The organism is Bacillus cereus group sp. MYBK79-1 (genome assembly GCF_051915365.1).
GTDB lineage: Bacteria > Bacillota > Bacilli > Bacillales > Bacillaceae_G > Bacillus_A.
Genome location: NZ_JBQAEO010000004.1, coordinates 276,991 through 303,094 on the forward strand (window position 1 = coordinate 276,991; position 26,104 = coordinate 303,094).

Sequence of the window (26,104 nt, forward strand, 5' to 3'; positions counted from 1 at the left end):
GTAAAAATTTCGCGCACAGTCAAAAGACCTTGTAATTCTACAAGGCCTTTTGTAAACTTCCTTTATTTTGAAGCAAATACATATTATAATACAACCCTTGCTCACTCAGTAATTCTTGATGTGTACCTCTTTCTACTATTTCTCCATCATGCATAACAAAAATTTGATCTGCATCTTGAATTGTAGATAATCTGTGCGCAATTGCTATAGTCGTTCTCCCTTTTCGCATTTGCTGTAATGCGGTTTGGATCGCATCTTCTGTTTCTGTATCAATATTAGCTGTTGCTTCATCCAATACTAATACTTTCGGATTCGTTGCTATCGTTCTAGCAAAGGCAATTAATTGTCGTTGACCACTAGAAAAAGCGGCTCCTCTTTCTACTACTTCCGTTTCATACTGCTCTGGTAATTTCTCAATAAACGTATTCGCTTGCACAAATTGTGCCGCTTCTTTTACTTCTTCATCCGTAATTTCTTCATTATACATACGTATATTTTGTTTTACATTTCCCGCAAATAAAAATGCATCTTGCAATACGAGTCCTATTTTCTTTCTAATTTCTTGTTCTTCAAATTTCTCTAAATCTACACCATCTATTACAATATTTCCGGACTTAATATTATAAAATCGCATTAACAAATTCATAATGGTACTTTTTCCGCTACCAGTGTGCCCAACGAAAGCAACCGTTTGCCCTTGTTTCACGTGAAAAGATACATTTTTTAAAACATCACGTTTTCCATCATACGAAAAAGTAACATTTTTAAATTCAATTTCTCCATTAACGACTTGAGGATTCCCATCCCCTTTTTGAACTGGTGCTAAATCTTTCTCATCCATTAAATGAAATACACGTGATGATGAAACAAGTGCCTGTTGGAAAAATGATAATTTCATCATCATCTCATTTACAGGCTGGAAGAAACGATGTATATAATTAACAAACGCATATAGAACTCCTACTTCAACAGGACTCTTCAAAGCATCAATTCCAAATAAACCAAGTACTAACGCAATAGCCACAATATGAACTAAATCAGTTGCTGGACGTAACAGTAACGCGTCTAACTTTAACGTCCGCCGCCCTGCACTATAATGTTTATTATTCACTTCTTCAAACTCTTTTCTCATACGCTTTTCTTGTCTGAACACTTGAACAATATTCATTCCTTGAATGGACTCATTTAACTTTGCATTTAACACGCTTAATTGATTACGTACTTCTAAATAAAAGGCTGCACTTTTCCGACGATATAGCACCATAATTGCAAACATTATCGGAATTAATACGAGAGAAAATAGAGCTAATTTTACATTTAATAAAAACATTGCTACTACAATACCTATTAAAAAGACTACATTTTTGACAAATGTGGACAATACACTTACATAAAAATCTTTAATTGCTTCCGTATCATTCGTTATGCGCGATACGAGCGTACCAATCGGCGTACGATCAAAAAAGCTTAATGACAACTTTTGAACATGATCATATACTTCAACACGCATATCTTGAACAATTTTAAAAGCGATATTTTGAAAATACAATAGGTCTAAATACGTAAATAATACCTTTAATAAATGAGCAATAAGATACACTACAAATAGTGTAACAAGTGCTGATTGATCAAAGTTACGTGGTACTAAGTGTTCATCAAGAAATTGTTTAATTAAAAAAGGCCCCATCATTTCAGTGACAGTTGCACCAACTAAAAAGATAAATGCTAAAGATAGCAATCCTTTATATGGCTTCATATAAGAAAGTAATCTACTTAAATCACTCCGCTTCTTCTTAGTCATCATACGCCTCCTTTCTCGACTAATGCTTCTAACTGTTGGCTCTCATACATGTCTTTATACCAACCGTTTTCTTCCATTAATTGCTCATGTGTACCTCGTTGCACAATTCTACCCTCATCCACAACAAGAATAAGATTGGCATGTTGAATTGCACTTAAACGATGAGCAGTAATAATCGTTGTTTTTCCTGCTCTTTCCCTCTTTAATGCATTTAAAATCGTTTCTTCTGTTTTTGCATCTACTGCTGATAAACAATCATCCAAAATTAAAATTTCAGCATCTGTTAATAAAGCACGCGCAATAGAAATTCTCTGTTTTTGACCTCCAGATAACGAAACGCCTCTTTCTCCTACTACTGTTTCATACCCTTCTGAAAATTGGAGGATGTCATTATGAATACAAGCAATCTCTGCAGCCCGGGTAATTTCATTATATGTAGCATCCGCCTTTCCGAAGGCAATATTCTCCCCTATACTCGCTGAAAATAAAAAATGATCTTGCGGCACATATGAAATGGCAGAACGAACACCGTAAAGTGTTACATCACGAATATCCCGCTCCCCAACTTTTAATTCACCATTAAAATGATCATACTCACGGATTAAACATTTTAATAACGTCGTTTTCCCCGCACCTGTACGGCCGACAACTCCTAGTGTTTCACCCTTCTTCAAATCAAAGTGAACATCTATTAGCTGTGACAATTCATTTTTCTTATATGAAAATGAATCAACCGCAAATGTAACATCACCGCTCGCTATTGTATGCACAGCATCTTCTCTATTTACTACATCTGATTTTTGCGAGAGAATTTTTTCTACACGGTCATACGAAGCACGCCCACGCTCCATAATGTTGAACAACCATCCAAAGGCTAACATTGGCCAAACGAGGGTACCTAAATACGTTGTAAATGTAACGAGATCACCTACAGTTAATTCACCCCTCACAACTAATACTGACCCGTAACATACTGCAATTAAAAAAGAAAATCCAACGATAAGAGAGATTGTCGGATCAAACAACGAATCAATACGTGCGACTAACATATTTTTATGTACGACATCTTCTGATTTTTTTCGAAATGCTTGTAAATCTTCTTTCTCTTGTCCAAGTGATCGAATTACCTTCATCCCACTCATACTCTCTTGTACTTTATCGTTGATTTCCGAAAACGCTTGCTGCGCTTTATGAAACCTTTTATGTAATAACGTTCCATAATAATTTGTCGAAATCGCTACAATCGGCATTGGAATTAAGCTTAACAATGTTAACTTCCAACTAATTGTAAAGCCCATCGCTACGAGTACACACCCCCCTACCGCTAATGAATCAACAAGCGTTAAAACCCCCGCTCCAGCAGTTTGTTGAATCGCCTGAATATCATTGGTCGCATGCGCCATCAAATCTCCAGTACGACGTGATTGATAAAAAGATGGACTCATCTTTGTAAAATGTTCATATAAATTCTTTCGTAATTGACGGGCTAATTTTAATGAAGACCCAAAGATCATAATACGCCATAAATAACGTAATATGTACATAGTAACCCCTACAACTACTAACAGAATAACCCACTTCAACAATTTGTCAGATGTTAATGTTCCATTATTAATTTCATCTACTACAATACCTAGTACTTTCGGGGCTACGAGTTCAAGAAGCGCGACACCAAATAACATAATAATTCCGATTATGTACGCTCGTTTTTCTTGTTTAAAAAACCATGCTAAATTAATAAATACCTTCATTTTTATCCTCCTCCCTTAAAATGAGCGATGTTTTCAGTTTACCAAAAATACTGAATTTTTAAAAGTTTTAAACACTTAAAAAATCCAATAGGAAAGGGCACTCTTATCGAGTGCCCTTTAGCGCTTATTTTGTTTGTTGCTTGCTCATCGCGCTCATCATTTGATTGATTTTCTTTTGGGAAGGTTTTTGTCCCATTTGCATCATCATCATTTTTAACATTTGTTCATTAATTGGTGGATTTTTTTCTAAGTAGTTCATCATGTATTTGCGGGCAATGAAAAATCCTAACGCCACGCCTGCTACTAGTGCTACTACGCCCACTAGAATACCTAACCAAATCGGCATATATTTTCCTCCTTCATGTTGTCTACCTTACAGTGTACTAAAACCTTTTCAATAAGACAAGATACAATTCGACATTTTTTACACATATGTTCGTACTTGTTTTAGAGGATTCAGCCATCCGTACTTTGTATTTTCATAATCCATAGCTAAAAATGTTAATTCACACTTTCTTAACACCTCAAAGAAAGTCGTTTCCATAGAAACGTTTCCAGAGGTATTCATGCGAATATAGTGCGGTTTCACCATTATTTCGCCGTATTCGGCTCCTGTATAAAGTGTATGTGTATGATGTGTTCGATCATATTTACCAAGAACGCGCAAAGCTTGTTCTAATTTATGATGAATTTTCATTACTTGTAATGGCATCGTTATATACATCATTTGTTTATATAACACTTTTTTCTCTGAAAGGGACCCAGATTCTGAAAATCGAGCAAATAAATCAAAAAACAAATATTCACGACCAAAGTAAGCTCTCGCAATATCCTCTTGAATTAAATACAATTCATACGTTTTCATCTTTCGCCTCCCAATCTGGACAACCTTTTCCCTTCATTATATAGAAGAAATTTTGCAATGATTGTCTGACTGCGGAGAGATAAAAAACTTTTTCTGTCGAAAAAACTCATTTACATAGAAAAACCTCTCCATGCCGGAGAGATTTTTCTAAAATCATTAAAGCATTTCTTTTACTTTACGAACAACGTTCTCTACAGTAAATCCATACTCTTCCATAATCTTCTCACCAGGAGCAGAAGCACCGAATGTATCGATACCTAACACATCTCCATCAAGACCCACGTAACGGTGCCATCCGAATGTAGCACCCATTTCGATTGCGAAACGTTTTGTTACTGCTTTTGGTAATACAGATTCTTTGTACTCAGCTGTTTGAGCTTCAAAGCGATCCATAGATGGCATGCTGACAACAGCTGCGTCAACGCCGTCTACTGCTAGAGCTTTTTGTGCTTCAATAGCTAGACTTACTTCAGATCCAGATGCAAGTAAGATTACATCAGCTGTTTCTTTCTTGCTTGCAGAAACTACATAGGCACCTTTTGCTACTTTTTCATACGTATCGTCTTTTGCGCCTTCTAATGTTGGAAGGTCTTGACGAGTTAATACTAAAGCAGTTGGTGTTTTTGTAGATTCTAAAGCTAATCTCCAAGCCGCAACAGATTCGTTACCGTCAGCTGGACGAATAACAGATACATTTGGCATTGCACGAAGCGCTGCTAATTGCTCAACTGGTTCATGTGTTGGACCATCTTCACCAACAGCGATACTGTCGTGTGTAAATACATACGTTACTGGCAATTGCATTAATGCCGCAAGACGAATTGCTGGACGTAAGTAGTCAGAGAATACGAAGAATGTACCACCGTAAGTTTTTAAACCACCATGTAGTGCAATACCGTTCATTGCTGCACCCATTGCGAATTCACGTACACCGTACCAAATGTTTTTACCGCTGTAATCAGCTCTTGTAAAGTCTTTTTCGTTATTCATGTATGTTTTGTTAGAACCAGCAAGGTCAGCAGATCCACCGAAGAATGATGGTACAGACTCTGCAATTGCATTAATTACAGCACCTGAAGAATTACGAGTTGCTGCTTTTGATCCTAATTCATAAGTTGGTAAGTTTTGCTCCCAACCTTCTGGAAGAAGACCATTCATTGCTGCTTGCAGTTCGTTTGCTAATTCTGGGTATGCTTGTGCATATTCACCTAGCATCGTATTCCACGCTGCTTGCGCAGTTTCACCAACATCTTGTACTGTTTTACGGAAGTTGTCATATACTTCTTCTGCTACATGGAAGTCTTGCTCAGCAGTCCAAGCGTATGCTTCTTTCGTTAATTTTGTTTCGTCTACACCAAGTGGAGAACCATGTGAAGCTGATTTTCCTGATTTGTTTGGAGAACCGAAACCAATTGTCGTTCTTACTTCAATTAGCGTTGGGCGTTTTTCGTCAGCTTTCGCTTCTTCGATTGCTTTCGCGATAGCTTCAATATCGTTTCCATCCTCAACACGGATTACTTGCCATCCGTATGCTTTGTAACGATCTTCTACACTTTCAGAGAATGAACGATTTAAATCACCATCTAATGAAATATCGTTTGAATCGTATAACACAACAAGACGACCTAATTGTAAATGAGCAGCTAATGAAGATGCTTCAGCAGAAACGCCTTCCATTAAATCTCCATCACCACAAATAGCGTATGTATGATGATCTACTACATTATACGCATCACGGTTATATTTAGCAGCTAAATGTCTTTCAGCCATTGCCATACCTACAGCAGTTGCAATACCTTGTCCAAGTGGACCAGTAGTTGCATCTACACCTGCTGTATGACCGTACTCAGGATGTCCTGGAGTTTTGCTTCCCCATTGACGGAAGTTCTTTAAGTCATCCATTGTTACATCATAACCAGATAGGTGAAGTAGGCTGTATAATAACATTGAACCATGACCTGCAGATAATACGAAACGATCACGGTTAAACCACGTTGGGTTATTTGGATTGTGTTTCATAAATTGAGTCCATAATGTATAAGCCATTGGTGCTGCACCCATTGGCATTCCTGGGTGACCAGAGTTTGCTTTTTCAATCGCATCGATGGATAATGTGCGAATCGTGTTGATAGAAAGTTGTTCGATTGAATGTGACATGCTATTCTTCCCTTCGCTTATATTAGTAAACGTTTTATACATTTATATGATAGCTTCCCACGCAAGATTATACAACATGTATCGACAAATATGTTGATATTTTTTTGGTTTTTCATAAAAAAATCAATGATTTCGGGAATGTATGGGCATTCAATATGACATACTTTTTCATTGTTTTTATTTTAAAAAGAAAGGGAATTATCTGTATATTTATTCATCAATTTTAAATTCCATAATGCACAATATATCCTTCCCCATTTTTCACTCTACGAAGCAAACGAATAAGCGACTGTAAATCTTGGCATACTTTATCTCGATTAAATACGTATCTTTCATATTCTCCATCCGTATTATTATCATTTTCCCATTGAAATTGTCCTGTCAACTCGATTATTTCTGGCGCTAAAGAAAACATGCTAACGAGCGAACAAAATAACTGTTCTGCTATCACTGCCCCTTGCTGTTCTATTTTCGTAATACCATAATAGTGAATTCCGAATCCTTCTTCTCTTTTCGCTGGATAATAGGTCGGAATCCAATGGATGAAATCTAATAGATATACAATTAGCTCATCACTTAATACAACACACTCATCTATCGTTGCCTCTTCTTTATATAGAAAACAAAGTTCAATCCAATCTATACCTTTAAAATCTAATCTTTTTTCATTTGAAACAAATACAAACTCATGCTGTAAAGCCAAATTATCCCCCCTATTGCTCACATTTATTATTCTTATTATAAAAAAAGCACCTTTTATAGGTGCTTAAAATAAATTATACAATTTTCTTCCGTATCGAACTTGAAATATAATCAATGATAATGACCATTAAAATGATGCCCAATAAAATAATACCCACACGAGACCAATTGCGTGAACTCAGTGCAAAAATTAGAGGCGTACCAATCCCACCTGCTCCAATAACACCTAAAATAGCAGCGGATCGCACATTAATTTCGAACCTGTATAACGTATACGATAGAAAATCCGGTAATACTTGCGGCAATACTGCATACCAAAGTATTTGAAAGCGATTCGCGCCTGTTGCTATTAACGCTTCCGTCGGTCCCTTATCTATATTTTCAATTCCTTCTGAATATAGTTTTCCTAACATCCCAATAGAGTGTAATCCTAAAGCTAGAACTCCAGCAAAAGAGCCTGGTCCAACAGCTTTTATAAATAAAAGTGCCATAACTAATTCCGGAAATGTACGAACAAAACTAAGTACAAATTTCCCAGTTCCTGAAGTTAATTTTCCACTGCTCATATTCGTTGCCGCCCAAAAAGCGAATGGAACAGATAAAAAGGCAGAGATAAATGTACCTAATATCGCAATTGCCAACGTATCAATTAAACCATGTAATAAATCTTCACCATCTGGCAAAGATACATACGACCAATCTGGATTCAATACACCTGTCATAATTGCTTTCGTAATTTCTCCTGCCGTATCCTTAATTCCCTCTAACGGTACTCCTGAAAAAGCCCATACATAAACAAATGTAAGTGCTATAAAAATAAACCAGCGATACATACTCGGTTTCTTCGGTTTTGGTACGATTAACGTCGTTTTACTCATTATAATTTCTCCCGCAACAATGTACTTACATAATCAATTAACAATACAACAACAAGGGTATAAATAATAATAGAGGCAGTTTGTTGATATTGTAAAAATCCAAGTGTACGGTCATAATACAACCCAATACCACCTGCTCCTACTAAACCTAAAACAGCTGCTGCACGTACGTTCACCTCAAATGTATAAAGAACATAGGAGACAAAATGTGCTTTCACTTGCGGAATTACCCCATACACAATCCATTGCACTTTATTTGCTCCTACTGCTGTCATCGCTTCTAATGGACCTAGATCAATCGATTCAATTGACTCATACAACAATTTTGCCACGAGCCCAATTGAGAAAAAAGTAAGAGCCAAAATACCTGGAAGTGGTCCTATTCCAAAAATAGCTACGAAAATCGCCGCTAATAATAAATCTGGTATCGTTCGGATAAAATTTAAAACCAATCGAGCTGGACCGTACAAGAATGTACTAGTAAACACATTACTTGCCGCAAATAGTGCCAGTGGAATAGCTAAAATCGCTCCTAAAGTCGTCCCAATAATCGCCATACGTATTGTATCTAACATCGCTGTTGTAATAACTTGAAAATAACTCCAATCTGGCGACACCATCTCTTTTAATAAATCCATCATATTAGGAAAACCAATTACTAGTTTTGAAAATGATGCGTCGACCTGTACACTACTTCCCCACAACAGTAAAATGACTAGAATAAACGTTAACATATGTTTCAACTTACTCGGCGGCTTCGGTATCGCTTTCGAATATATCGTCACGTCACTCATTTAACTGCCACCTCTAACAATTCACTTTTCTGCGCTACGTCTCCATAAATTTCAGCAAATTTTTCATCCGTTGCCTCTTCTACTGAACCGTCAAAAACAATTTCTCCTGCATGTAACCCAATAATGCGTGTCGCATATTGCCTAGCTAAATCAATAGAATGTAAGTTTACAATTGTTGTAATTCCAAAATCTTCATTGATTTTTTTCAAATCATCTAATACTTGCTTTGTTGTTAGTGGATCTAACGATGCAACAGGTTCATCTGCCAATATGATTTTTGCTTCTTGCGCTAATGCTCTAGCAATCGATACACGTTGCTGTTGTCCTCCTGATAATTCATCCGCTCGCGCATATGCTTTTTCTAAAATATTCACCCTTTTTAACGATTGAAAGGCAAGCTCCAAATCTTCTTTTGGAAATAGACCTAACGTTGTACGCAGTGTCGAATGATAACCAACACGGCCAGCTAATACATTTTTCAATACCGTTGATCGCTTTACAAGGTTAAAGCTTTGAAAAATCATACCAATATCTCGACGCATGCGTCGTAAGCCTTTTCCTTTCGCAGCAGTAATAGACTCCCCTTCAATCATAATTTCGCCTTCTGTAATCTCATGAAGTCGATTTACCGATCTGAGGAGTGTAGACTTTCCAGCCCCGGACAGCCCTACCATTACAACAAATTCACCTTTTTGAATGTTCAAGTTTATATTATTTAATCCTTTTGTACCATTCGGATACACTTTGGAGACATTTCGAAACTCTATCACATATCTTACCTACCTTCTATGTATTCAAAACGGCAAACTAACTGAAAACATATCATTCCAGTTAGCTGCCATTTCCATATGTATTATTGCGTTTTTACTTTCTTTCCATATTCACGGACGATATCAAATTTACTATCATCAGATTTAATATAGCCTTCATGTGAATATACTTCTTTTATGATTTTGTGACCTTCCTCATTCTTTCCTATTTCAATGAAAGCGTCCTGTAATTTCTTACTCCACTCTGCATCTAAATCAGAACGTACCGAAATCGTATCGTTTGGAATTTTCTCCGTAAATTTCACTATTTTCGTTTGAGCGAATATATTCGGATAATCTTTTTTCACAATATTACGAGCATCTTGGAATACAACAGCTGCATCTACATCACCATTTAAAAGCGCAATAAGCGACTGATCGTGACCTTTTAATGTAACAGGTTTCACATCCTTTAGCGGATCAATTCCCTCTTTTAACAATACTGCCGCAGGCCATACATATCCCGCTGATGACGTTACATCTTGATAACCAATTTTTTTACCTTTTAAATCTTTTACACTGTTAATATTTGAATCTTTCTTAACTACAAACTCAGATTTATAAAAGTCTACTAAATCTTTTGTAGGAGCTCCTGTTTCATCATCTACTCCAAAACGTTGTGCTTGTAAAATTACGTTTGCAGCCTTTTTCTCATGCGCTAACACATACGCTGTTGGGGGTAAAAAGCCTACATCTACTTGCTTAGATGCCATCGCTTCTACAATTGTATTGTAATTCGTTGAAATACTAACTTTGACCGGAATATTTAATTTATCACTTAATAGCTTTTCCAATGGTTTCGCCTTCGCCTCTAGCGTATCTGCATTTTGAGAAGGAACAAATTGAACATTTAAAGTCTTCGGTACATAACCTTTTTTCGTATCTTCAGTTTTACTTGCACTTGATTCCTTCGTTCCACAGCCACTTAATAATCCCGCCGCCAGTACAACTGTCGTGCTCATTGCAAAAACTTTTTTCAACATATTAATGCCTCCATTTTTATTGTTATAAATTTCCTTCCGTAAACATGAAGAAATATATCACACATTTTTATTAATAATTGCTTATTTACAGAATCTTTACACATTCTATACATTCTCATTAAAATTCCCTTCATATATTTGATATGCTTAACTTGTAGATAACAATAGAAAAGGTGAATGATATTGAATCAAAATCAAATTGTAACTTTAAACATCTTATTAACAAGTGATATACATGGTACTGTTTATCCAATTCACTACCAAGATAACTCCGAAGCTGAAATTGGTTTAGCTAAAATTTCTACTCTTATAAAAAAAGAACGTTCCCAAAATAGAAACGTCCTTTTAATTGATAATGGTGACTTCATACAAGGAACACCCTTCACTTATCATTACGCTACATATGAAAAAGATAAGAAAAATCCAATGTCCTTATTAGCGAACTATTTACGTTATGATGCCGCAGTGATTGGGAATCATGAATTTAATTATGGAATGGGCGTATTAAACAATGCTATTTCTACTGCGAACTTCCCGTATCTATCAGCAAATATTTTAGATAAAAACAGCAAAGAACCTTATTTCGGGAAACCATATATAATAAAACATATTGAATCAAATATAAAAATTGCTATTTTAGGGGTGACAACACATTACATTCCTAATTGGGAACAACCTCATCACATTCAAGATTTACAATTTGAAGATGCATTAGAAACAACAAAAAAGTGGGTTTCTTACATTCACGAACACGAGAAACCAGATTTATTAGTCGTAGCGTATCACGGAGGATTTGAACGCGATCTACAAACCGGGGTACCGACTGAAGTTTTAACAGGTGAAAACCAAGGATATGCAATGTGTCATGAAATTGAAGGAATAGATATTTTACTAACAGGCCACCAACACCGGGAAATCGCTCACACCGTAATAAATGGTGTAACAATTTTACAAACTGGATGCAATGGACACTCCATTGGAAAAATAACAGTAACATTCAAAAAAACAGAAAAAAAATGGATAAAAAAAGAGAGTTATTCACAATTATTGCCTGTGCAAGGAATTGCGGCGGACCAACATATCTTTTCCTTAGTTGCCGATTATGAAGAGAAAACACAAAATTGGCTCGATCAACCTATTGGACTAATCTATGGAGACATGCAAATTTCAGACGCTATGCAAACTCGTTTGCAAGACCATCCTTTTATTGAATTTATAAATAACATACAGATGGATATAGCTAATGTTTCTATTTCTTGTACAAGCTTATTTCATAATACATCTCCAGGTTTCCCTGATCATGTAACAATGCGTGACATCGTTTCTAATTATATTTATCCAAATACATTACAAGTAATTAGAATAACTGGAGCAGATATAAAAGATGCCCTTGAACTCTCTGCTTCTTATTTCACATTAAATGCAGATGGAGATATTATCGTAAACCCTACCTTCATAGAACCAAAGCCGCAACACTATAATTACGATATGTGGGAAGGGATTTCGTACGTATTAAACATTTCCAAACCTATTGGCGAGAGAGTAGAATCTTTACAATGCAAAGGTATTCCTCTTAATATGGATGAAGAATATGAAGTCGTTATGAATAATTATCGCGCTAGCGGCGGAGGAAACTTCTTTATGTTCCAAAATAAGCCCGTAATAAAAGACATACCAACAGATATGTCTGAACTGATTGCTAATTATATTTTGAAACACAAAAAGATAGAAGCAACAGTCAATAACAACTGGAAAGTTATTAAATAACGTATATAATAAATAAAAAAGATGGGCTTTGCCCATCTTTTAGTTTAATTTTGCATTATCTTGCTTTTTTAAAGCTTTTAATTTCGCCGGTGTAACATCAGTACCTTCTTCGTTAACAACTTTAATTCCTTTAAGTTCGTTTAACATATTTTGACGAAATCCTTTTAAATATTGTTCACGTAGCGATTGGCGCTCACGTTGTTCTTCTTCAGTTAAGCCTTCAGCTTTTGCTTTTTTCGCTAAGAAGTTAATGCGTTCAATGAGTTCGTGACTTTGCATCTCGAATCCCCCTTTTACTCAAAACTGATTATTATCATACAATAGTTAGTCCTCTTTATCAAGCAATTGCTTTGTATACTCTACATATCTACGATGTACCGTCGCTTTTGAAACGTTATGCCCAAAGCCGCGAAGCGTCGCTGCAATTTCTTCAAAAGTTAATTCATTCCGGCGTAAACGTACAATTTCCTCAATTGGCACTTCTTTTTTCTCACGCCCTATACTTAAATGACGATTTTTCAAATTATTCTCCGGACGAAATCCTTTCTCTACCGCTCTTTGCATGCCACGTTTAATTTTCAAATTGTGGATCTTTCTTTGATACTCTTCAACAATCCCAATTATATCTAGCACCATCGAATCAGAGTCAGAGAGTTCTAATTCTCCATTATGCGTATGCGTATATACTTTTATTCCCTCTTTATGTAAACAGTGCATTAATGCAATTTTCGCATTCCCTCTACCAAGGCGCGTTTCATCTTGTATGAGAAGTACATCAATTTGTTCATCGCGAATTGTATCTAGCACTTCTAATATGCCATCACGTTCAATTGTATAACCGCTAGCCTGCTCCTCAATCACCTTTGCAACATTCATTTGATAGCGCTCAGCTAAATGCAATAATTCATCTTTTTGACGCAATAATGATGTTTCCTGTTCTTCTTTTGTTGTGCTCACACGTGCATAAATAATTGCATTCATTTTGAACCCTTCTTTCTCACTATATTTTCCTTATAGTGTATCATAAATTCGCCTTTCGTTCGAACTTATGTTTGTAGAATGTTTTTTCGCATGTTATACTTATTAATAAGAAAAATGAAAGAAAACGAGGTGTTAGAAAACATGGAAAAGTTAACGAAACGCCAGCAAGACATTCTCGACTTTATTAAGCTAAAAGTACAAGAAAAAGGATATCCACCTTCCGTACGCGAAATCGGTCAAGCAGTCGGCCTCGCTTCTAGTTCTACAGTGCACGGACATTTATCACGACTAGAAGAAAAAGGATATATTCGACGCGATCCAACAAAACCACGAGCAATTGAAATTTTAGGTGACAACCGAATGGATACAGAAACACAATCTGTTATTCAAGTTCCAATTGTCGGAAAAGTTACTGCTGGATTACCGATTACAGCAGTTGAAAGTGTAGAAGATCACTTCCCACTTCCAGCTAGCATTGTTGCTGGAGCAGACCAAGTGTTTATGTTACGTATTTCTGGAGATAGTATGATTGAAGCTGGTATTTTCGATGGAGATTTAGTTGTTGTTCGCCAACAACAGTCTGCATATAATGGTGAAATTGTAGTCGCTTTAACAGAAGATAACGAAGCAACTGTTAAACGTTTCTATAAGGAAAAAGACCATTTCCGTCTACAACCGGAAAACTCTTCATTAGAGCCTATCATTTTAAAACAAGTGTCAGTTATCGGCAAAGTAATTGGCGTATATCGTGATTTACATTAAAAATAATAAAAGAAGATAATTACCTTATTTATATACGGTAATTATCTTCTTTTTTGTATTTTGATAGATTTTCATACATTCTATTACTTACGAACGAGTTTCAATCGTCACATCGCCAGCAGCTGTTTTACCGCTAATCTTTTTACTACCATTTCCAATAGTTATATTTTTATTTTCTTCATTAAAAATCATTACGTCGCCAGCAGCGCTTTGCCCAGTTATTACTGCATCTTGTGGTTTTTCTAATAAAGTAATATCTACATCCCCAGCAGTTGAACTTGCCTCTACATCATACTTAGGATCATGATCCACAACATATACATCCCCGCTAGCCGTTTTCGCTGTTACTTTCCCTATTACCTTTTTTAAATTCACCTCACCAGCTTTTGTAGACCCCTCCACACTCTTAGCTGTGACATGCTTCAAATCTACTTCTCCAGCAAGTGTCCCAACACTTACACGATCACTTTTCACATCACTTATTTCTATTTGTCCAGCTGATGAATTTATTTTTATCTCCTGGTAAGAACGTTCTGGTACAAATATAGTCACTGCAGACGTTTGAAACTTGAAATTGTAAAAAGAAAAATCAAATGAAGCACCTTTTTCTCTTTCCCCAATAATTTTTAATGTGTCACCATCTTCAGCAATACGGATTTCTTGTTTACGTACATCTCCTGATTGCTTTACATAAAAAGAAGAATCGGGAGATTTTTGGACAACAATATCCCCAGCATCTAACTTAACTTCTATATTTTTTAGTATTTCATTTTTAATTACATCTTCTTTATTTCCTTCTTCTGCAGTTTGCACTGCTTTTTCATATGTTTGTGAAATCCCAATTACTCCAATAATGATACAAGCGATTGCTACTAACAATATTTTTTTCATCATCTACTCCCCTTTTATCATTTTGAAGTTCCATATTACATAACGTACGCATAACTTTTTAAACCACTTCGTACTATAATAAGCGATAATACATAACAACAAACCTACTCCAACAAACGTTATACTAACGAATACATCCAACCATATAAAAGTACCCATAAATACTTTTGCAATAACGAAAAATGGTGTCACTACACTAGCAATCCCACCGACCCAAAAAGAAAATATAAAAGCGATAATTGCAACTAACGGGCCCAATACAATAATGAAATTAAACAAACTAAGTCCAACCGCTGCCATAACAGCCCTTGTTATATTCGAAGTAGATGGGTCCTTTTTCATTTCATCAAAGCGATACAAAGCAAGTAAATCTTTCGCAATTACTTTCGGCGAGCCAAGACCCTTTATTATTTCCGATTCAGTTTTTCCTTCTTCTTTCCCAAACTGAAAATGCTCTTCATAATCAAATAAAATATCTTTCCTCTCTTCTTCCGGTAACTTTCTAAGATGACTTGATAATTCTTTAAGAAACTGTTCTTTACTCATCCCATTCCACCCCTTCAATAATTTCTTGTACGCCTTTTGCAAAATCACGCCACTCTGTTACTAACAAATTCAGTTGCGTTTCCCCTTGCTCCGTTAGTTGATAATATTTACGAGGCGGCCCCTCCGTAGATTCTTTCAAATACGTTTGAAAATATCCTTCTTTCGTTAAACGACGTAATAAAGGATACACTGACCCTTCCGATATTAAAAATTTATTTGAGATTTGCTGAACAAGTTCATAACCGTAACAATCCTTACGTTTCACAAGTGCTAAAACACACAGTTCTAACACGCCTTTTTTAAACTGAACGTTCAAGGCCAATCCCCCTTTCTCATTCCAGTACTATTCAATACACGGTACCTGTTATATCCATAATATACCACTTAGTATTATTCATTGCAAGGTACTCATTTATATTTACCCCCTAAATGTAGAAAACGTACAAATAAAAGCCTGAATAATGTCCTGTTATAACCGGCCATCACTCAGGCTTTTATTCGATTCGAACTGTATGAATACAAAAATCCATTCACTCTTTCCCCTCTAAGAACCAACTTCCATTTGTGACCCTAATAAATTTCGAAATACACCTTTTCTCTCTTTAGCCAATTGATTAAATTCACCTTTTTGAACAATTTCACCTTTTCCTAAAACAATAACTTGATCTGCATTGCGGATCGTAGATAACCGATGCGCAATAACAACAATAGTCATCTTTCCTTTCAATCTTTCTATTGCTGATTGGATCTTCACCTCATTTTCAGCATCTAATGCACTCGTAGCTTCATCTAATACTAAAATGGACGGTTGTCTTAAAATAGCTCGAGCTAGTACAAGTCGTTGACGTTCACCACCTGAAAGTCTTACTCCACGATCTCCAATGAGAGTATCAAGCCCTTTTGGCAGTATTCGTACAAATTCAGCTGCCGCCGCAAAATCTAATGCAGTCCAAATTTGTTCTTCACTCACATTCGGCTCAATCATCAATAAATTTTCTCTTATGCTTGCATTAAATAAAAAATGATCTTGTGGCACATAACTAATAGCCCGTCTCAATGACAGTAAATTTTCACTTGTAAGAGGAGTTCCATCTATTAATACTTGACCTTTCTCTGGTTGAATCAATCCCATTAAAACATCGATTAATGTACTCTTCCCGGCTCCCGAATGCCCCACAATAGCCGTCATACTATTGATTGGTATTTGCACATTAATATTTTGAAGTGCATACAAATGCTCCTTCCTATTATACCGAAAATAAATATCTTTACATTCAATACCCTGTTCTATACAAATCGGCTTTATATTTTTTTGCTGGTGTATATCCTGTATTTCAATCGCTTCAATACATTCCCCTTGTAATTCCCATAATGACTTAAAAGCAGGAATGCTTGCAGCAAGCTGTTCTAAATTTGACTGAATCGTCATAAAGCGCGGCCATAGTCTCGAAAAGATGAGTACGATTAATAGTAATTGGGCCGGTTGCGCTTGAAACATACTTACTGATAATAATAAAAAAAATGCAATTAATATAGCCATTGAAACTTTATAAAACAATTGAGAGTTCGATCTTATTCTCATATACTCCATTTGCTCATTACTCATCTTTTTTGTTAAAGATTGTAACCAGTCTAAACGTGATACTTCCAAAGTATTACTCTTTATATCTTTAATTCCATTAAAATGATCTGTTATACCAGAAAGATAGTCTTTTGCCAATTCTGAGGTCTTACCGCCTAGTATTCGTGCTTTTTTTATAAAAACACGAGAAGCTACCAAGAATAATAAGCCAAAGACCAAAACAAATATAGTTATTTGGGGAGATAGTAAAAACGCAATCCCCACCTGTATAAATGTAAACAGAATAGCAGCTAACAATTGTAAAATTAAATTAACCCCATAACTTACACGAGCTAATTCTGTAGTTAATATAGTTATTAGATTTGTTTTCCTTTTCTCTAAAAAAAAACTCCACTTTGCTTTTAAAATCATACTATATGTTTCCATTCTTAATTTTCGCACAAAAGCTTGTTGTGTTCTCGCATCCCTTAGCGTTATATTTCTTTGTAGTAAATTTTGACCTAACACTATTAGTATATATATACCTAAAATAGAAATTAGACTTGCTGTTTTAGGAAAATCCTGCAAAAACCTAGAGACAGGTGCGATAAAAGTAGTCTCCTCGCCTATATTAATTATTCCAGTCATACTTATCATAGGAATTAATAAAATAATACCTATCCCTTCAAGTAAACTTATTAAAACCATACCAAATAAATTCACATACAGTATGTTTCCCGCCGAAGAGTATAGTTTCTTCATAAAATATATAATATGATTCACCGATGTTCCCCCTATAACAAAGCCAACTTCTTTGTTTTCCTCCAAAGACATAAAAACGGACGTAAAGGAAAATATAAAAAATGAAGAAATTTAGGTAACGGTAATGTTTTTGCATCAATTGGATAAGGATATAGTTGGCTCATAATATATAAAATTTTTTGTTGATTAGACATTAGTGAAAATAAGTGTCGACTATGATAGATAAATACTTCTTCAGGGACAGGATCGGTATGCAAGTTTATCATTTGTTTGAAATAAAACAGTGCCTCTTGAGCTAACTGCTTTGAACGTTTTTTCGCTACTAATTCCATCATCCTTTCATCTAGTCGTACACCTAGCAATTGAGCTGCTAAAATTAATGCTTGTCCTCCTAAATGAAGCACTTGATATTTTCTCATTAATTTATGAATCTCACTCCAGTTAAGATTTTGATTGACAATTTTTTTTATATCCACTAACCAGCGTAATCTGGACCAACCATGTCTAGCACCATGGGATACAAGAAATAAAAATAAATCTTCCTCCCCTAACATATATACAGAATTACTCGTAAGGGTACTTTTTCTCTTTCGCTTCCAAAGTTCTTCAAACCCAGGTTCCTTACCAGGTCCGGGATTTAACCTCCAATGAATCTCGAGCTTAATCTGCTTTGTTGGATGAAAAAAGGTTATATGATGATGCCTCCATTTCCAATCATTTAATATCGTTTGAATATAATCATCTTTTACATACCCCTGCTCTAAAAGCAGCATTTCTACTTTTTCTAAATTTTGCATCGGAATTAGAACGTCCAAATCACAGGATGTTCGTAAAGAAATATCCCCATATAAGTCCTGAGATAGTACAGGTCCTTTTAGAAAAATCATACGAATCTCATTTTCATTACATAGTTTATTTATTCGTTCCATTTCAGCACTTAAATAAAGCATGTGAAATGTATTTTTTTTATATTTTCTATTCAAGGTTTGTACAATATGTGAAGGAATTAGTTCCTCATCCACCTGTTTAAGTTTTTGATATATCACCGGATAAACGCGATGATGCACAGCTTGCTCAAGAAATACCTCCCAATCAATATCCGAAAACCATTCATTACTGTAAGTTTGTACTGTTTCGTCATCTTGTAACTTCAAAATTGCAAAAAGAAGTTTCAATTCCTTAGACATGAACTCTACATTCAGACCAAAATCTTTCTCCATTTTATTCTCCTTTAATAGTGTCCTCACTTAGCCTCTTTGCAAATGATCCAACGACAGTAAATTTCTCCATTCCTTCTGATCCAGTAACATAAAAAGAACCACTCCGTAACCATGCATGCGCAATTAATTCCCCATGACTATCCTTAGCAGTTCCTAAATAAAGAGTACTCTCAATGTGACGTTTTTCGAGCATTTTCATCCCAGCTATAGCTTTAACAAGGCACTGACTTTCCCAAAAAGTATAACGACTTATAATAGAAATAGCTTCAGACACCTTCTTTAGTGTATCCCCGTGTGGCTCAATTTGGGCAACTGATGTTTCGTTCATGTAATCCCCTAAAGAAGGTGCAACTTTGGAAAAGGTAATACTTTTTAGTACACGCGCCCACCCTAAAAAAATAAAAGTCTCTAAAAATAAAAGCTTTGTTTCCATGTTCAGCGATAAAAATACCCTTAACCTTTTCACAATATTCATTAATCCCTTCCTAACAGTTCTCTTGAAATTACGAATTTATCTATTAGATTAATCTTTTATTTGAATTAAACCTTCTTGAGATAAAGACTCTAAAAAGGAAAGAACTTGCTCTTCACAATCGCCCCGTTCAATGTTGTACTTTGACAACAATGTACTGACGAGTTCAGTAACCATAATTGGAGTTTTTATTAGTTCCCAAATTTCTCCCCCTGTTTCTCCCAAATTATAATATTTCCCTTTTTGAACATTTAGCATTACTTTTTCCCCATCCATATCACTCACAATATTCTCTTCACTTTGCACAATCTGACACTCTAGAGAAATTCTCTCTGTATACATCATCTATTACTCCTCCTTCGTGTATAGTTTTTAATATAATTGATACAAGTTCATGCGCTGTAAACCTATTATTTGGACGTTTCAAATGAAACATATCTACCTTGTTTATCACACTTGTAGAAGTAGTGAAATGCCACTCTGTCAATTTTAAATGCGTAATTAAAAACTTACGAAATGTGTGAAGGAACAATGTACGCAATCGTTCAAGTCCTTCAATTCGAATCAACTCAACACTCTCATCCTCTGTTTTCGTTAACTCAATAACACCAGCAAGAGGTAATGGTTCAGAGAAAAAATGAGATTGTACAGGCACAGCATACTTTGTTTCTCGCTCAAACAATGGATTATAACTTGCCGTTCCCATTCCAAAAGCATTCAAACTTTCCGCCCATAATTTTTGTTGCGGATAAGATGGGATCACAATTGGAGTCTTATCTGACGAAACTGTCACAGCAATTACATCGTCACTCAAAATTTTGTATCCTTTACTTAAAAAAGCCGATGCAAGAGTTGATTTACCTGCTCCTGAATCACCTACAAAGGCATAAACTTTCCCATCAATATTTATTGCACTACCATGTAGTGGCAAAATCCCTCTTTGAATTAGCAAGGCGCCCATACAAGTTCCAAGTATATAAAGACGAATCTTATCTTCACAAGCTTCCTTCATTGGTGAAACAACTATTTGCTTTCCTTCTTGTATAGAAAATATAGCTGTATCAGGAATACGAATCATAACTACGTTTTTATCAACTACAAAATTTTGTTCTGTGTTAGTAAATTCACTCCATTTCTGAAATAAATCAGCAGTTCGTATTATTACTTCTATCGTTTCTTCTTGTTCATTAATTCTAGGTAATTCTGGCAATTGAATTTCACTCAACACCCTTAGCCCAAAAACTTTATACATATTTTTTTTTGTAGTTTTAATCAACTCTCTCACTCCAAATAATTATCAGCGTTGTTTTACAAATACCCCTTATACTTCTAATGTATAAGGGGATAGGAAACATAAGATCTAATTACTACGCGATGAATTAACTATAGTGCACTACTTCATCAATATCTGGTTGAACAGCATCCGGCGTTTTAAGTCCCGGTCCAGCCATTGTCATATTAATATCAAGTACTTCCAGTGTAGGAATTGTCCAATCTTTTTTCATGATGTCACCTCCCTTCAAATAATTTTCTTCATAAATCGATATACTATTAAACTACGCATTAAAATTCGAAAATCTAAATCAAATGCATATTCTGGATGGGGTTCTTCTTTAATCTTAGAAATCGCAGTTCTAATAACCTCTATATCCAAGAATTCTGAAATTACAGGATCCTTACTAAGCTGCTCAAGCTCTTCAATAAATCCACTCCATTGATGCTTCATACGATAAACACCATCAGAACCTTGAACACCTCGAGTAAGTTGATTTAATCTTACTTTATCAGGCAAATAATTTTTGGTTGCTCTTCGAATTAGTGCCCGATCTACACCATTTTGAACGTATTGTTCTTCTGGAACAGCTAAACAAAATTGAACAACCCGTAAATCATTCGTTGGATCTCGATCCCATAAAGAATAGCGCAAAGATAATTTAGATCCGTATGTACCAGTTATATTCCAATAATATAAATGTTCAAATTGCCTTTTTTTTATTTCATATATATCTGTTATAGAGGTTCCTGTTATATCAACATCATGCTCTAGAAGCTTATCGAACACATTCATTCTATTTGCAAATTCTGGATTAATAAATCTTGGGAAAACGATTTGATTTTTTGATGAAGATATTCGATTCAAAAATGGAAATGCCTTTTTTTTCACTACTGAAAATACTCGCGATTTCTTTACACCAATACTTTTACTATACGAATATAATTCTTGCAAAAAGCGACGCAAATTCATCTTTTTCAAAAGCATAGCTTGATAGTCCACAGCCGAGCCCCATGACACTGTCCAGTTTCCTCTCTGTCCGTTTAAGAGTACTCCAACCCCCTGTAACCGGGCCTCCTCATAGATTCCCCTAAGCCAAAAAGTATTCTCGAAGAATTTGTATGGCATCTCTAGAATTTCAAGCCAATCATCTATTTCTGATAGAGGACTTCTTCCTTCAAAATCTAAATAATGTTCCTTAATATTTCCTACATGCTGTACAGTTGATTGAATAAAAGGTCGTTCATCAGCTATTCTACTTCTATGCGTCCAATCTACAAACCCCTTTACTGGGACATAACTATATGTATGTAGACGTTTATTTGCTGCACTTAAATCTCGTGCAGCAAAGCTAACTACAGAACCCGAATCAAGTCCTCCACTCAAATGAGCCCCTACTTGATGATGGGTACGTAAACGTGATCTTATCGCATTTTGATACACTTCCAAAAACGCTTCTTCATACTCTTCGTTTGATTTGAGTTGAAGCCTTTCTCCAGCGATTAGCGTATTGTATCTCGATAATTTCACCTTTCCATTTTTCACAGTAACAGAATAGGAAGGTGGAATTTGTTCAACAGTTTTATATACCGTTGAAGAAGGGTCTACTGATTCAAAATTCACAGGTATAGCTAAAAATTCAGCAAGCCACTGCTCATTCAATTTTTTCTCAACATACGGTAGAGTAAATAACGGCTTTATACTAGTACAAAAAGAAAATTTGTTCTCACTACGATAAAAATAAAGTGTTCGGCTCCCAGAAAAATCTCTAGCTCCAAACAGTATTTGTTTTTTCTCATCCCAAATCATAAAAGAAAAATCGCCCACCAAATATTTCGGTGCTGATTCTCCCCATTTCTGATAAGAGAGTAAAATCAACTCACTATCTTTCATGTTTTTTCTATCCGCATAATCTACTTGTAATTTTTCAAACAACTCATAACGATTATCAATAATAGCATCTGCTGTAATTGCCAGTTGTTCTTCATAATTATAGAAGGGTAATCGTTCACCAACTGACTCTGGTGTAATCCATTGTGCGTGACATCCCAGGAAAACGTTTTCTTTATGCCATATTTGAATATCATTAGCAGGGTAATTTTGTAAATCACTCATTAATCGTGTGCCATGTTCAATTGATACAGGTTCATTATTAAAGTGAATAATGCCAGTTATAGCGCTCATTTTTACCCTCCTAATATATGAAAAGTTACTACAAATACTATTTATATATTAAATTCGTTAAACATACCTCTTTACCATTCTTTTTAAAGAACAAAATTACTTATTTTATTACCTTCTCAATTACTTTAATTCACTTGTGGATTAGGGTTTAGATATTTAAAACCTAGCACTATGTTCTTTTACTGTCAATTTAAACTAGATATTCTCAAAGAATTTTCACAAAAAATTCATTATAAAGAACTGATAGTCATACGTACACAAATCTAATTCCACTTTTACTTACTTTTTACTTCTTCCATTCTATAGCTTTTAAAACACCTTGAATGACCCTTTTTTGATCTTCAACTAGCATATTAGATCCTGAAGGCAAACAAATTCCACTTTGAAATAAATGCTGCGACACATCTTCATTTTGGCTATGCGGATAATACTTCTTCCTTTTAAAGAGCGACTGTATATGAAGCGGCTTCCACATAGGACGTGCTTCAATATTCTCTTCTGCTAAAGTGCTCAACACTTTTCCAACAGAGATCCCGGATTCCTTTTCATCAATTGTCAGTGTAGTAAGCCAACGATTCGAGCGAGTATTTTCTAATTCAGGCATAAAATAAAATCCTGGTATGAGAGATAACTCTTCGTAATACCGTTTATATACAGATCTTCTAGCTCTCACCCTGTCTTCTAACACTTCTAATTGTCCTCTTCCAATACCAGCCAATATATTACTCATTCGATAATTATACCCTACCTTACTATGCTCATAATGTGGTGCTGGATCCTTTGCTTGTGTTGCTAAAAACCTCGCTCTTTCTAACGCTTCCACATCATCAGAAACTAGCATGCCACCGCCCGAAGTTGTAATAATTTTATTTCCATTAAATGAATAAACCCCAAACCTCCCGAATGTACCACTTGCTTTTCCTTTATATGTAGAACCTAGGGATTCTGCTGCATCCTCAATTATGGGAACATCATAGTGATTACAAAGCGAAAGAATTTCATCTAATTTCGCACTCTGACCATATAAATGAACAAGAATGACAGCCTTAGGTAATTTTCCTGCTTTATTAGCATCATGCAACGCAAGTGCTAGAGCTTGTGGTGACATATTCCATGTTTCCGGTTCTGAGTCAATAAATACCGGTTCAGCTCCCAAATAAACAATCGGATTCGCACTCGCTACAAAAGTGAAACTTGAACAAAATACTGTATCGCCCTCTTGAACGTTTAATAATCGTAAAGCTAAATGAATAGCCGCGGTACCTGAACTAACCGCAGCCCCGCCTTTAACTCCTACAAAAGATGCAAGTTCTCTTTCAAATTCATCTACATTTGGACCAAGAGGTGCAATCCAGTTTGAGTCAAAGGCATCTTTAATATATTTTTGTTCATTTCCGCTCATATGCGGAGAGGAAAGATAGATTTTCTCCTTATTTTTTATCATCATTCTTCATCTCCTCTCAATTTACTACATTAATAACTTTGGCTGGAATACCAGCAGCAGTACAATTAGATGGAAAATCATTTATGACAACAGAACCAGCTCCAACAATTGACCACTTACCAATTTGAACACCTGGAATTATAGTAGCTGATGCTCCTATATGTGCCCCCTCTGCTATAGTGACAGAACCTGTAAGTGTAGCATGTGGTGAAATATGAACAAAATCATCAATTATATTATCATGTTCTATTATTGAGCCCGTATTTATTATAGTATGGTTACCGATGAAAGTATCAGCATTAACAACGACATTTGGCATAATTACCGTTCCGTTTCCTATATAAGCATTTGAACTTATAATAGCTGTTTTATGAATTAAAGTAGCATATATGCTACTTTGTTGATTTAATATTTTTGCAATTTCTCTTCTTACTTTATTATTTCCTATAGCAATAACGAGCTTTACATCATTAAAATTATTGATAATTTCCCTTGCATCTGCAATTGCTCCAAAATAAAGATTATTAACAATAATTATACCTGTATACAAATCATCTAAATAACCGACTATTTCATATCCTTCATTTGATAAGATTATATCCCTCACAACCTTACTATGCCCACCACATCCTATTATTAAAATTTTCATTTTCCCTCCCCCTTTATTTCTATTTCCCCTCCAGTAAATCGCTCCATTGTCACATGCCCTACATGATTAATTCCCTCTGTTTTAAATACTTTTAATATTGTAAGTACAATTATTTTCAAATCTAATAAAAATGAATGATTCTCCACATACCATACATCCAATTCAAATTTTTCTTCCCAGGTAATCAAATTCCTACCATTTATTTGTGCCCATCCCGTAATTCCTGGTTTTACATTATGCCTTTTAGCCTGTTTACTAGAATATAAGGGCAAGTATTCCATCAATAATGGTCGTGGACCTACTAAACTTAAATCACCCCTTACAACATTTATAAGTTGGGGTAATTCATCTAAACTATATTTTCTAAGAATTGCTCCAAAAGTAGTCAGTCTATTTTTATCTGGAAGTAATTCCCCATCACTATCTTTCTTATCTAGCATAGTTCTAAACTTATAAACATTAAACGGTTTTCCATGCAGTCCTGGACGCTGTTGTTTAAACAGTACAGGTGCTCCTAATTTCATCCTAACTAAAATTGCAACAATAAGAATAGGAAGCAAGCATACAAATAATAACAATAAAGAAATACATACATCAAAAATTCTTTTCATGTACTATCCTCCTTACTTAATTACGTTTCATATTCCTAACACGAAAGACCATTTAGAACTTTATATGTAATTAAACAAAACAAGGGGCAACTACAGTTAGTTGCCCCTTGTTTTGTTTAATTACGTCACCTTTCATTAGTTTTATTTCATCAAACAGTTTAAAAATAGCTAGCCTAAGTGAATATTTCCATACGATATCACTACTTATTTGCAAAGAATCTGTTACTCCATTCATTATAAC

The 26,104-nt window shown here is 35.3% G+C and carries 28 protein-coding genes; 2 read left to right on the plus strand and 26 right to left on the minus strand.

Annotated features, from left to right (window positions below; all coding sequences use genetic code 11):
• Window positions 1–37 precede the first annotated feature (37 nt).
• From ACTFOB_RS10130 to ACTFOB_RS10175, 10 genes are all read right to left on the minus strand, one after another.
• A complete protein-coding gene (locus tag ACTFOB_RS10130) occupies window positions 38–1,801 on the minus strand; it encodes an ABC transporter ATP-binding protein (protein WP_151634075.1) in 1,764 nt (587 codons plus the stop codon).
• Window positions 1,801–3,552 carry an ABC transporter transmembrane domain-containing protein gene (locus tag ACTFOB_RS10135; protein ID WP_440025506.1) on the minus strand — a complete coding sequence of 584 codons (1,752 nt, stop codon included), beginning with the start codon at window positions 3,550–3,552 and terminating at the stop codon, window positions 1,801–1,803. Before ACTFOB_RS10135 ends, ACTFOB_RS10130 begins: the two co-directional genes overlap by 1 nt.
• Window positions 3,553–3,676: 124 nt before the next feature.
• Complete coding sequence (locus ACTFOB_RS10140; RefSeq protein WP_001123316.1) at window positions 3,677–3,898, minus strand: YneF family protein; 222 nt, start codon at window positions 3,896–3,898, stop codon at window positions 3,677–3,679.
• A 78-nt stretch (window positions 3,899–3,976) separates the two neighbouring features.
• Window positions 3,977–4,417, minus strand: a complete 441-nt coding sequence (sirA, locus tag ACTFOB_RS10145; protein WP_088093366.1) for a sporulation inhibitor of replication protein SirA — start codon at window positions 4,415–4,417, stop codon at window positions 3,977–3,979.
• A 156-nt stretch (window positions 4,418–4,573) separates the two neighbouring features.
• The gene (tkt, locus tag ACTFOB_RS10150) at window positions 4,574–6,574 is read right to left on the minus strand and encodes a transketolase (protein WP_088093365.1); all 2,001 of its coding nucleotides are present in this window, start codon (window positions 6,572–6,574) and stop codon (window positions 4,574–4,576) included.
• 223 nt (window positions 6,575–6,797) lie between these two features.
• Window positions 6,798–7,277 carry a coproporphyrinogen III oxidase gene (locus ACTFOB_RS10155; protein ID WP_440025503.1) on the minus strand — a complete coding sequence of 160 codons (480 nt, stop codon included), beginning with the start codon at window positions 7,275–7,277 and terminating at the stop codon, window positions 6,798–6,800.
• 73 nt (window positions 7,278–7,350) lie between these two features.
• Window positions 7,351–8,154 carry a phosphonate ABC transporter, permease protein PhnE gene (phnE, locus tag ACTFOB_RS10160; RefSeq protein WP_440025501.1) on the minus strand — a complete coding sequence of 268 codons (804 nt, stop codon included), beginning with the start codon at window positions 8,152–8,154 and terminating at the stop codon, window positions 7,351–7,353.
• Complete coding sequence (phnE, locus tag ACTFOB_RS10165) at window positions 8,154–8,948, minus strand: phosphonate ABC transporter, permease protein PhnE (protein WP_440025499.1); 795 nt, start codon at window positions 8,946–8,948, stop codon at window positions 8,154–8,156. Before phnE (ACTFOB_RS10165) ends, phnE (ACTFOB_RS10160) begins: the two co-directional genes overlap by 1 nt.
• Window positions 8,945–9,718, minus strand: a complete 774-nt coding sequence (gene phnC / locus ACTFOB_RS10170) for a phosphonate ABC transporter ATP-binding protein (RefSeq protein ID WP_097819650.1) — start codon at window positions 9,716–9,718, stop codon at window positions 8,945–8,947. Before phnC ends, phnE (ACTFOB_RS10165) begins: the two co-directional genes overlap by 4 nt.
• Window positions 9,719–9,801: 83 nt before the next feature.
• The gene (locus ACTFOB_RS10175; protein WP_440025497.1) at window positions 9,802–10,740 is read right to left on the minus strand and encodes a phosphate/phosphite/phosphonate ABC transporter substrate-binding protein; all 939 of its coding nucleotides are present in this window, start codon (window positions 10,738–10,740) and stop codon (window positions 9,802–9,804) included.
• Between the two features lie 183 nt (window positions 10,741–10,923).
• On the opposite strand from ACTFOB_RS10175, the gene ACTFOB_RS10180 reads away from it, so the two are divergent.
• Window positions 10,924–12,507: a bifunctional metallophosphatase/5'-nucleotidase gene (locus ACTFOB_RS10180; protein ID WP_440025495.1), complete on the plus strand. Its 1,584-nt coding sequence runs from the start codon at window positions 10,924–10,926 to the stop codon at window positions 12,505–12,507.
• A 39-nt stretch (window positions 12,508–12,546) separates the two neighbouring features.
• Here ACTFOB_RS10180 and ACTFOB_RS10185 read toward each other — a convergent pair whose 3' ends face one another.
• On the minus strand, window positions 12,547–12,786 hold the full coding sequence (locus tag ACTFOB_RS10185) for a DUF896 domain-containing protein (RefSeq protein ID WP_001190582.1): 240 nt from the start codon (window positions 12,784–12,786) through the stop codon (window positions 12,547–12,549).
• 45 nt (window positions 12,787–12,831) lie between these two features.
• On the minus strand, window positions 12,832–13,488 hold the full coding sequence (locus ACTFOB_RS10190; protein WP_440025492.1) for a YneB family resolvase-like protein: 657 nt from the start codon (window positions 13,486–13,488) through the stop codon (window positions 12,832–12,834).
• Between the two features lie 141 nt (window positions 13,489–13,629).
• Here ACTFOB_RS10190 and lexA point away from each other — a divergent pair, with 141 nt between their 5' ends.
• A complete protein-coding gene (gene lexA, locus ACTFOB_RS10195) occupies window positions 13,630–14,250 on the plus strand; it encodes a transcriptional repressor LexA (protein WP_000413737.1) in 621 nt (206 codons plus the stop codon).
• Window positions 14,251–14,337: 87 nt separating this feature from the next.
• Here the strand turns inward: lexA and ACTFOB_RS10200 are convergent, their stop codons facing one another.
• From ACTFOB_RS10200 to ACTFOB_RS10265, 14 genes are all read right to left on the minus strand, one after another.
• Complete coding sequence (locus ACTFOB_RS10200; RefSeq protein ID WP_440025490.1) at window positions 14,338–15,144, minus strand: DUF4097 family beta strand repeat-containing protein; 807 nt, start codon at window positions 15,142–15,144, stop codon at window positions 14,338–14,340.
• Window positions 15,145–15,687, minus strand: coding sequence for a DUF1700 domain-containing protein (locus tag ACTFOB_RS10205; RefSeq protein ID WP_440025489.1), 543 nt, complete (start codon window positions 15,685–15,687; stop codon window positions 15,145–15,147).
• The gene (locus ACTFOB_RS10210; protein WP_001102620.1) at window positions 15,680–16,003 is read right to left on the minus strand and encodes a PadR family transcriptional regulator; all 324 of its coding nucleotides are present in this window, start codon (window positions 16,001–16,003) and stop codon (window positions 15,680–15,682) included. The genes ACTFOB_RS10205 and ACTFOB_RS10210 overlap by 8 nt, the downstream gene beginning before the upstream one ends.
• A 228-nt stretch (window positions 16,004–16,231) precedes the next feature.
• Window positions 16,232–18,031 (minus strand): ABC transporter ATP-binding protein, encoded by a 1,800-nt coding sequence (locus ACTFOB_RS10215; protein ID WP_440025487.1) that lies wholly within the window; start codon window positions 18,029–18,031, stop codon window positions 16,232–16,234.
• A gap of 11 nt (window positions 18,032–18,042) precedes the next feature.
• A complete protein-coding gene (locus ACTFOB_RS10220) occupies window positions 18,043–19,230 on the minus strand; it encodes a nucleotidyltransferase domain-containing protein (protein ID WP_440025485.1) in 1,188 nt (395 codons plus the stop codon).
• 1 nt (window position 19,231) lies between these two features.
• Entirely contained in the window at window positions 19,232–19,705 is a 474-nt protein-coding gene (locus tag ACTFOB_RS10225; RefSeq protein WP_440025483.1) for a lasso peptide biosynthesis B2 protein, read from the minus strand.
• A gap of 48 nt (window positions 19,706–19,753) precedes the next feature.
• Complete coding sequence (locus ACTFOB_RS10230; protein ID WP_440025481.1) at window positions 19,754–20,047, minus strand: lasso peptide biosynthesis PqqD family chaperone; 294 nt, start codon at window positions 20,045–20,047, stop codon at window positions 19,754–19,756.
• Complete coding sequence (locus ACTFOB_RS10235) at window positions 19,998–20,978, minus strand: aldolase (protein ID WP_440025479.1); 981 nt, start codon at window positions 20,976–20,978, stop codon at window positions 19,998–20,000. The genes ACTFOB_RS10230 and ACTFOB_RS10235 overlap by 50 nt, the downstream gene beginning before the upstream one ends.
• Window positions 20,979–21,081: 103 nt before the next feature.
• The gene (locus ACTFOB_RS10240; RefSeq protein ID WP_000711188.1) at window positions 21,082–21,207 is read right to left on the minus strand and encodes a paeninodin family lasso peptide; all 126 of its coding nucleotides are present in this window, start codon (window positions 21,205–21,207) and stop codon (window positions 21,082–21,084) included.
• Between the two features lie 14 nt (window positions 21,208–21,221).
• On the minus strand, window positions 21,222–23,159 hold the full coding sequence (locus ACTFOB_RS10245; RefSeq protein ID WP_440025477.1) for a lasso peptide isopeptide bond-forming cyclase: 1,938 nt from the start codon (window positions 23,157–23,159) through the stop codon (window positions 21,222–21,224).
• Window positions 23,160–23,445: 286 nt separating this feature from the next.
• Window positions 23,446–24,603, minus strand: a complete 1,158-nt coding sequence (locus ACTFOB_RS10250; protein ID WP_151635388.1) for an aminotransferase class I/II-fold pyridoxal phosphate-dependent enzyme — start codon at window positions 24,601–24,603, stop codon at window positions 23,446–23,448.
• A gap of 16 nt (window positions 24,604–24,619) precedes the next feature.
• Window positions 24,620–25,252 carry an acetyltransferase gene (locus ACTFOB_RS10255; RefSeq protein WP_151634043.1) on the minus strand — a complete coding sequence of 211 codons (633 nt, stop codon included), beginning with the start codon at window positions 25,250–25,252 and terminating at the stop codon, window positions 24,620–24,622.
• Window positions 25,249–25,863, minus strand: coding sequence for a sugar transferase (locus ACTFOB_RS10260; protein ID WP_151634041.1), 615 nt, complete (start codon window positions 25,861–25,863; stop codon window positions 25,249–25,251). Before ACTFOB_RS10260 ends, ACTFOB_RS10255 begins: the two co-directional genes overlap by 4 nt.
• 70 nt (window positions 25,864–25,933) lie before the next feature.
• Window positions 25,934–26,098, minus strand: coding sequence for a hypothetical protein (locus tag ACTFOB_RS10265; protein ID WP_440025474.1), 165 nt, complete (start codon window positions 26,096–26,098; stop codon window positions 25,934–25,936).
• Window positions 26,099–26,104: the final 6 nt, after the last annotated feature.

Coding starts and splice junctions, on each gene's coding strand:
- ACTFOB_RS10245 (WP_440025477.1), bottom strand. CDS start 23,159: ATGAGCGCTATAACTGGCATTATTCACTTTAATAATGAACCTGTATCA.
- ACTFOB_RS10135 (WP_440025506.1), bottom strand. CDS start 3,552: ATGAAGGTATTTATTAATTTAGCATGGTTTTTTAAACAAGAAAAACGA.
- ACTFOB_RS10185 (WP_001190582.1), bottom strand. CDS start 12,786: ATGCAAAGTCACGAACTCATTGAACGCATTAACTTCTTAGCGAAAAAA.
- phnE (WP_440025499.1), bottom strand. CDS start 8,948: ATGAGTGACGTGACGATATATTCGAAAGCGATACCGAAGCCGCCGAGT.
- ACTFOB_RS10225 (WP_440025483.1), bottom strand. CDS start 19,705: ATGAATATTGTGAAAAGGTTAAGGGTATTTTTATCGCTGAACATGGAA.
- ACTFOB_RS10230 (WP_440025481.1), bottom strand. CDS start 20,047: ATGATGTATACAGAGAGAATTTCTCTAGAGTGTCAGATTGTGCAAAGT.
- ACTFOB_RS10220 (WP_440025485.1), bottom strand. CDS start 19,230: ATGGAGAAAGATTTTGGTCTGAATGTAGAGTTCATGTCTAAGGAATTG.
- ACTFOB_RS10255 (WP_151634043.1), bottom strand. CDS start 25,252: ATGAAAATTTTAATAATAGGATGTGGTGGGCATAGTAAGGTTGTGAGG.
- ACTFOB_RS10250 (WP_151635388.1), bottom strand. CDS start 24,603: ATGATAAAAAATAAGGAGAAAATCTATCTTTCCTCTCCGCATATGAGC.
- ACTFOB_RS10140 (WP_001123316.1), bottom strand. CDS start 3,898: ATGCCGATTTGGTTAGGTATTCTAGTGGGCGTAGTAGCACTAGTAGCA.
- ACTFOB_RS10205 (WP_440025489.1), bottom strand. CDS start 15,687: ATGAGTAAAGAACAGTTTCTTAAAGAATTATCAAGTCATCTTAGAAAG.
- lexA (WP_000413737.1), top strand. CDS start 13,630: ATGGAAAAGTTAACGAAACGCCAGCAAGACATTCTCGACTTTATTAAG.
- ACTFOB_RS10265 (WP_440025474.1), bottom strand. CDS start 26,098: ATGAATGGAGTAACAGATTCTTTGCAAATAAGTAGTGATATCGTATGG.
- ACTFOB_RS10200 (WP_440025490.1), bottom strand. CDS start 15,144: ATGATGAAAAAAATATTGTTAGTAGCAATCGCTTGTATCATTATTGGA.
- ACTFOB_RS10190 (WP_440025492.1), bottom strand. CDS start 13,488: ATGAATGCAATTATTTATGCACGTGTGAGCACAACAAAAGAAGAACAG.
- ACTFOB_RS10175 (WP_440025497.1), bottom strand. CDS start 10,740: ATGTTGAAAAAAGTTTTTGCAATGAGCACGACAGTTGTACTGGCGGCG.
- ACTFOB_RS10240 (WP_000711188.1), bottom strand. CDS start 21,207: ATGAAAAAAGATTGGACAATTCCTACACTGGAAGTACTTGATATTAAT.
- tkt (WP_088093365.1), bottom strand. CDS start 6,574: ATGTCACATTCAATCGAACAACTTTCTATCAACACGATTCGCACATTA.
- ACTFOB_RS10260 (WP_151634041.1), bottom strand. CDS start 25,863: ATGAAAAGAATTTTTGATGTATGTATTTCTTTATTGTTATTATTTGTA.
- ACTFOB_RS10130 (WP_151634075.1), bottom strand. CDS start 1,801: ATGACTAAGAAGAAGCGGAGTGATTTAAGTAGATTACTTTCTTATATG.
- phnE (WP_440025501.1), bottom strand. CDS start 8,154: ATGAGTAAAACGACGTTAATCGTACCAAAACCGAAGAAACCGAGTATG.
- sirA (WP_088093366.1), bottom strand. CDS start 4,417: ATGAAAACGTATGAATTGTATTTAATTCAAGAGGATATTGCGAGAGCT.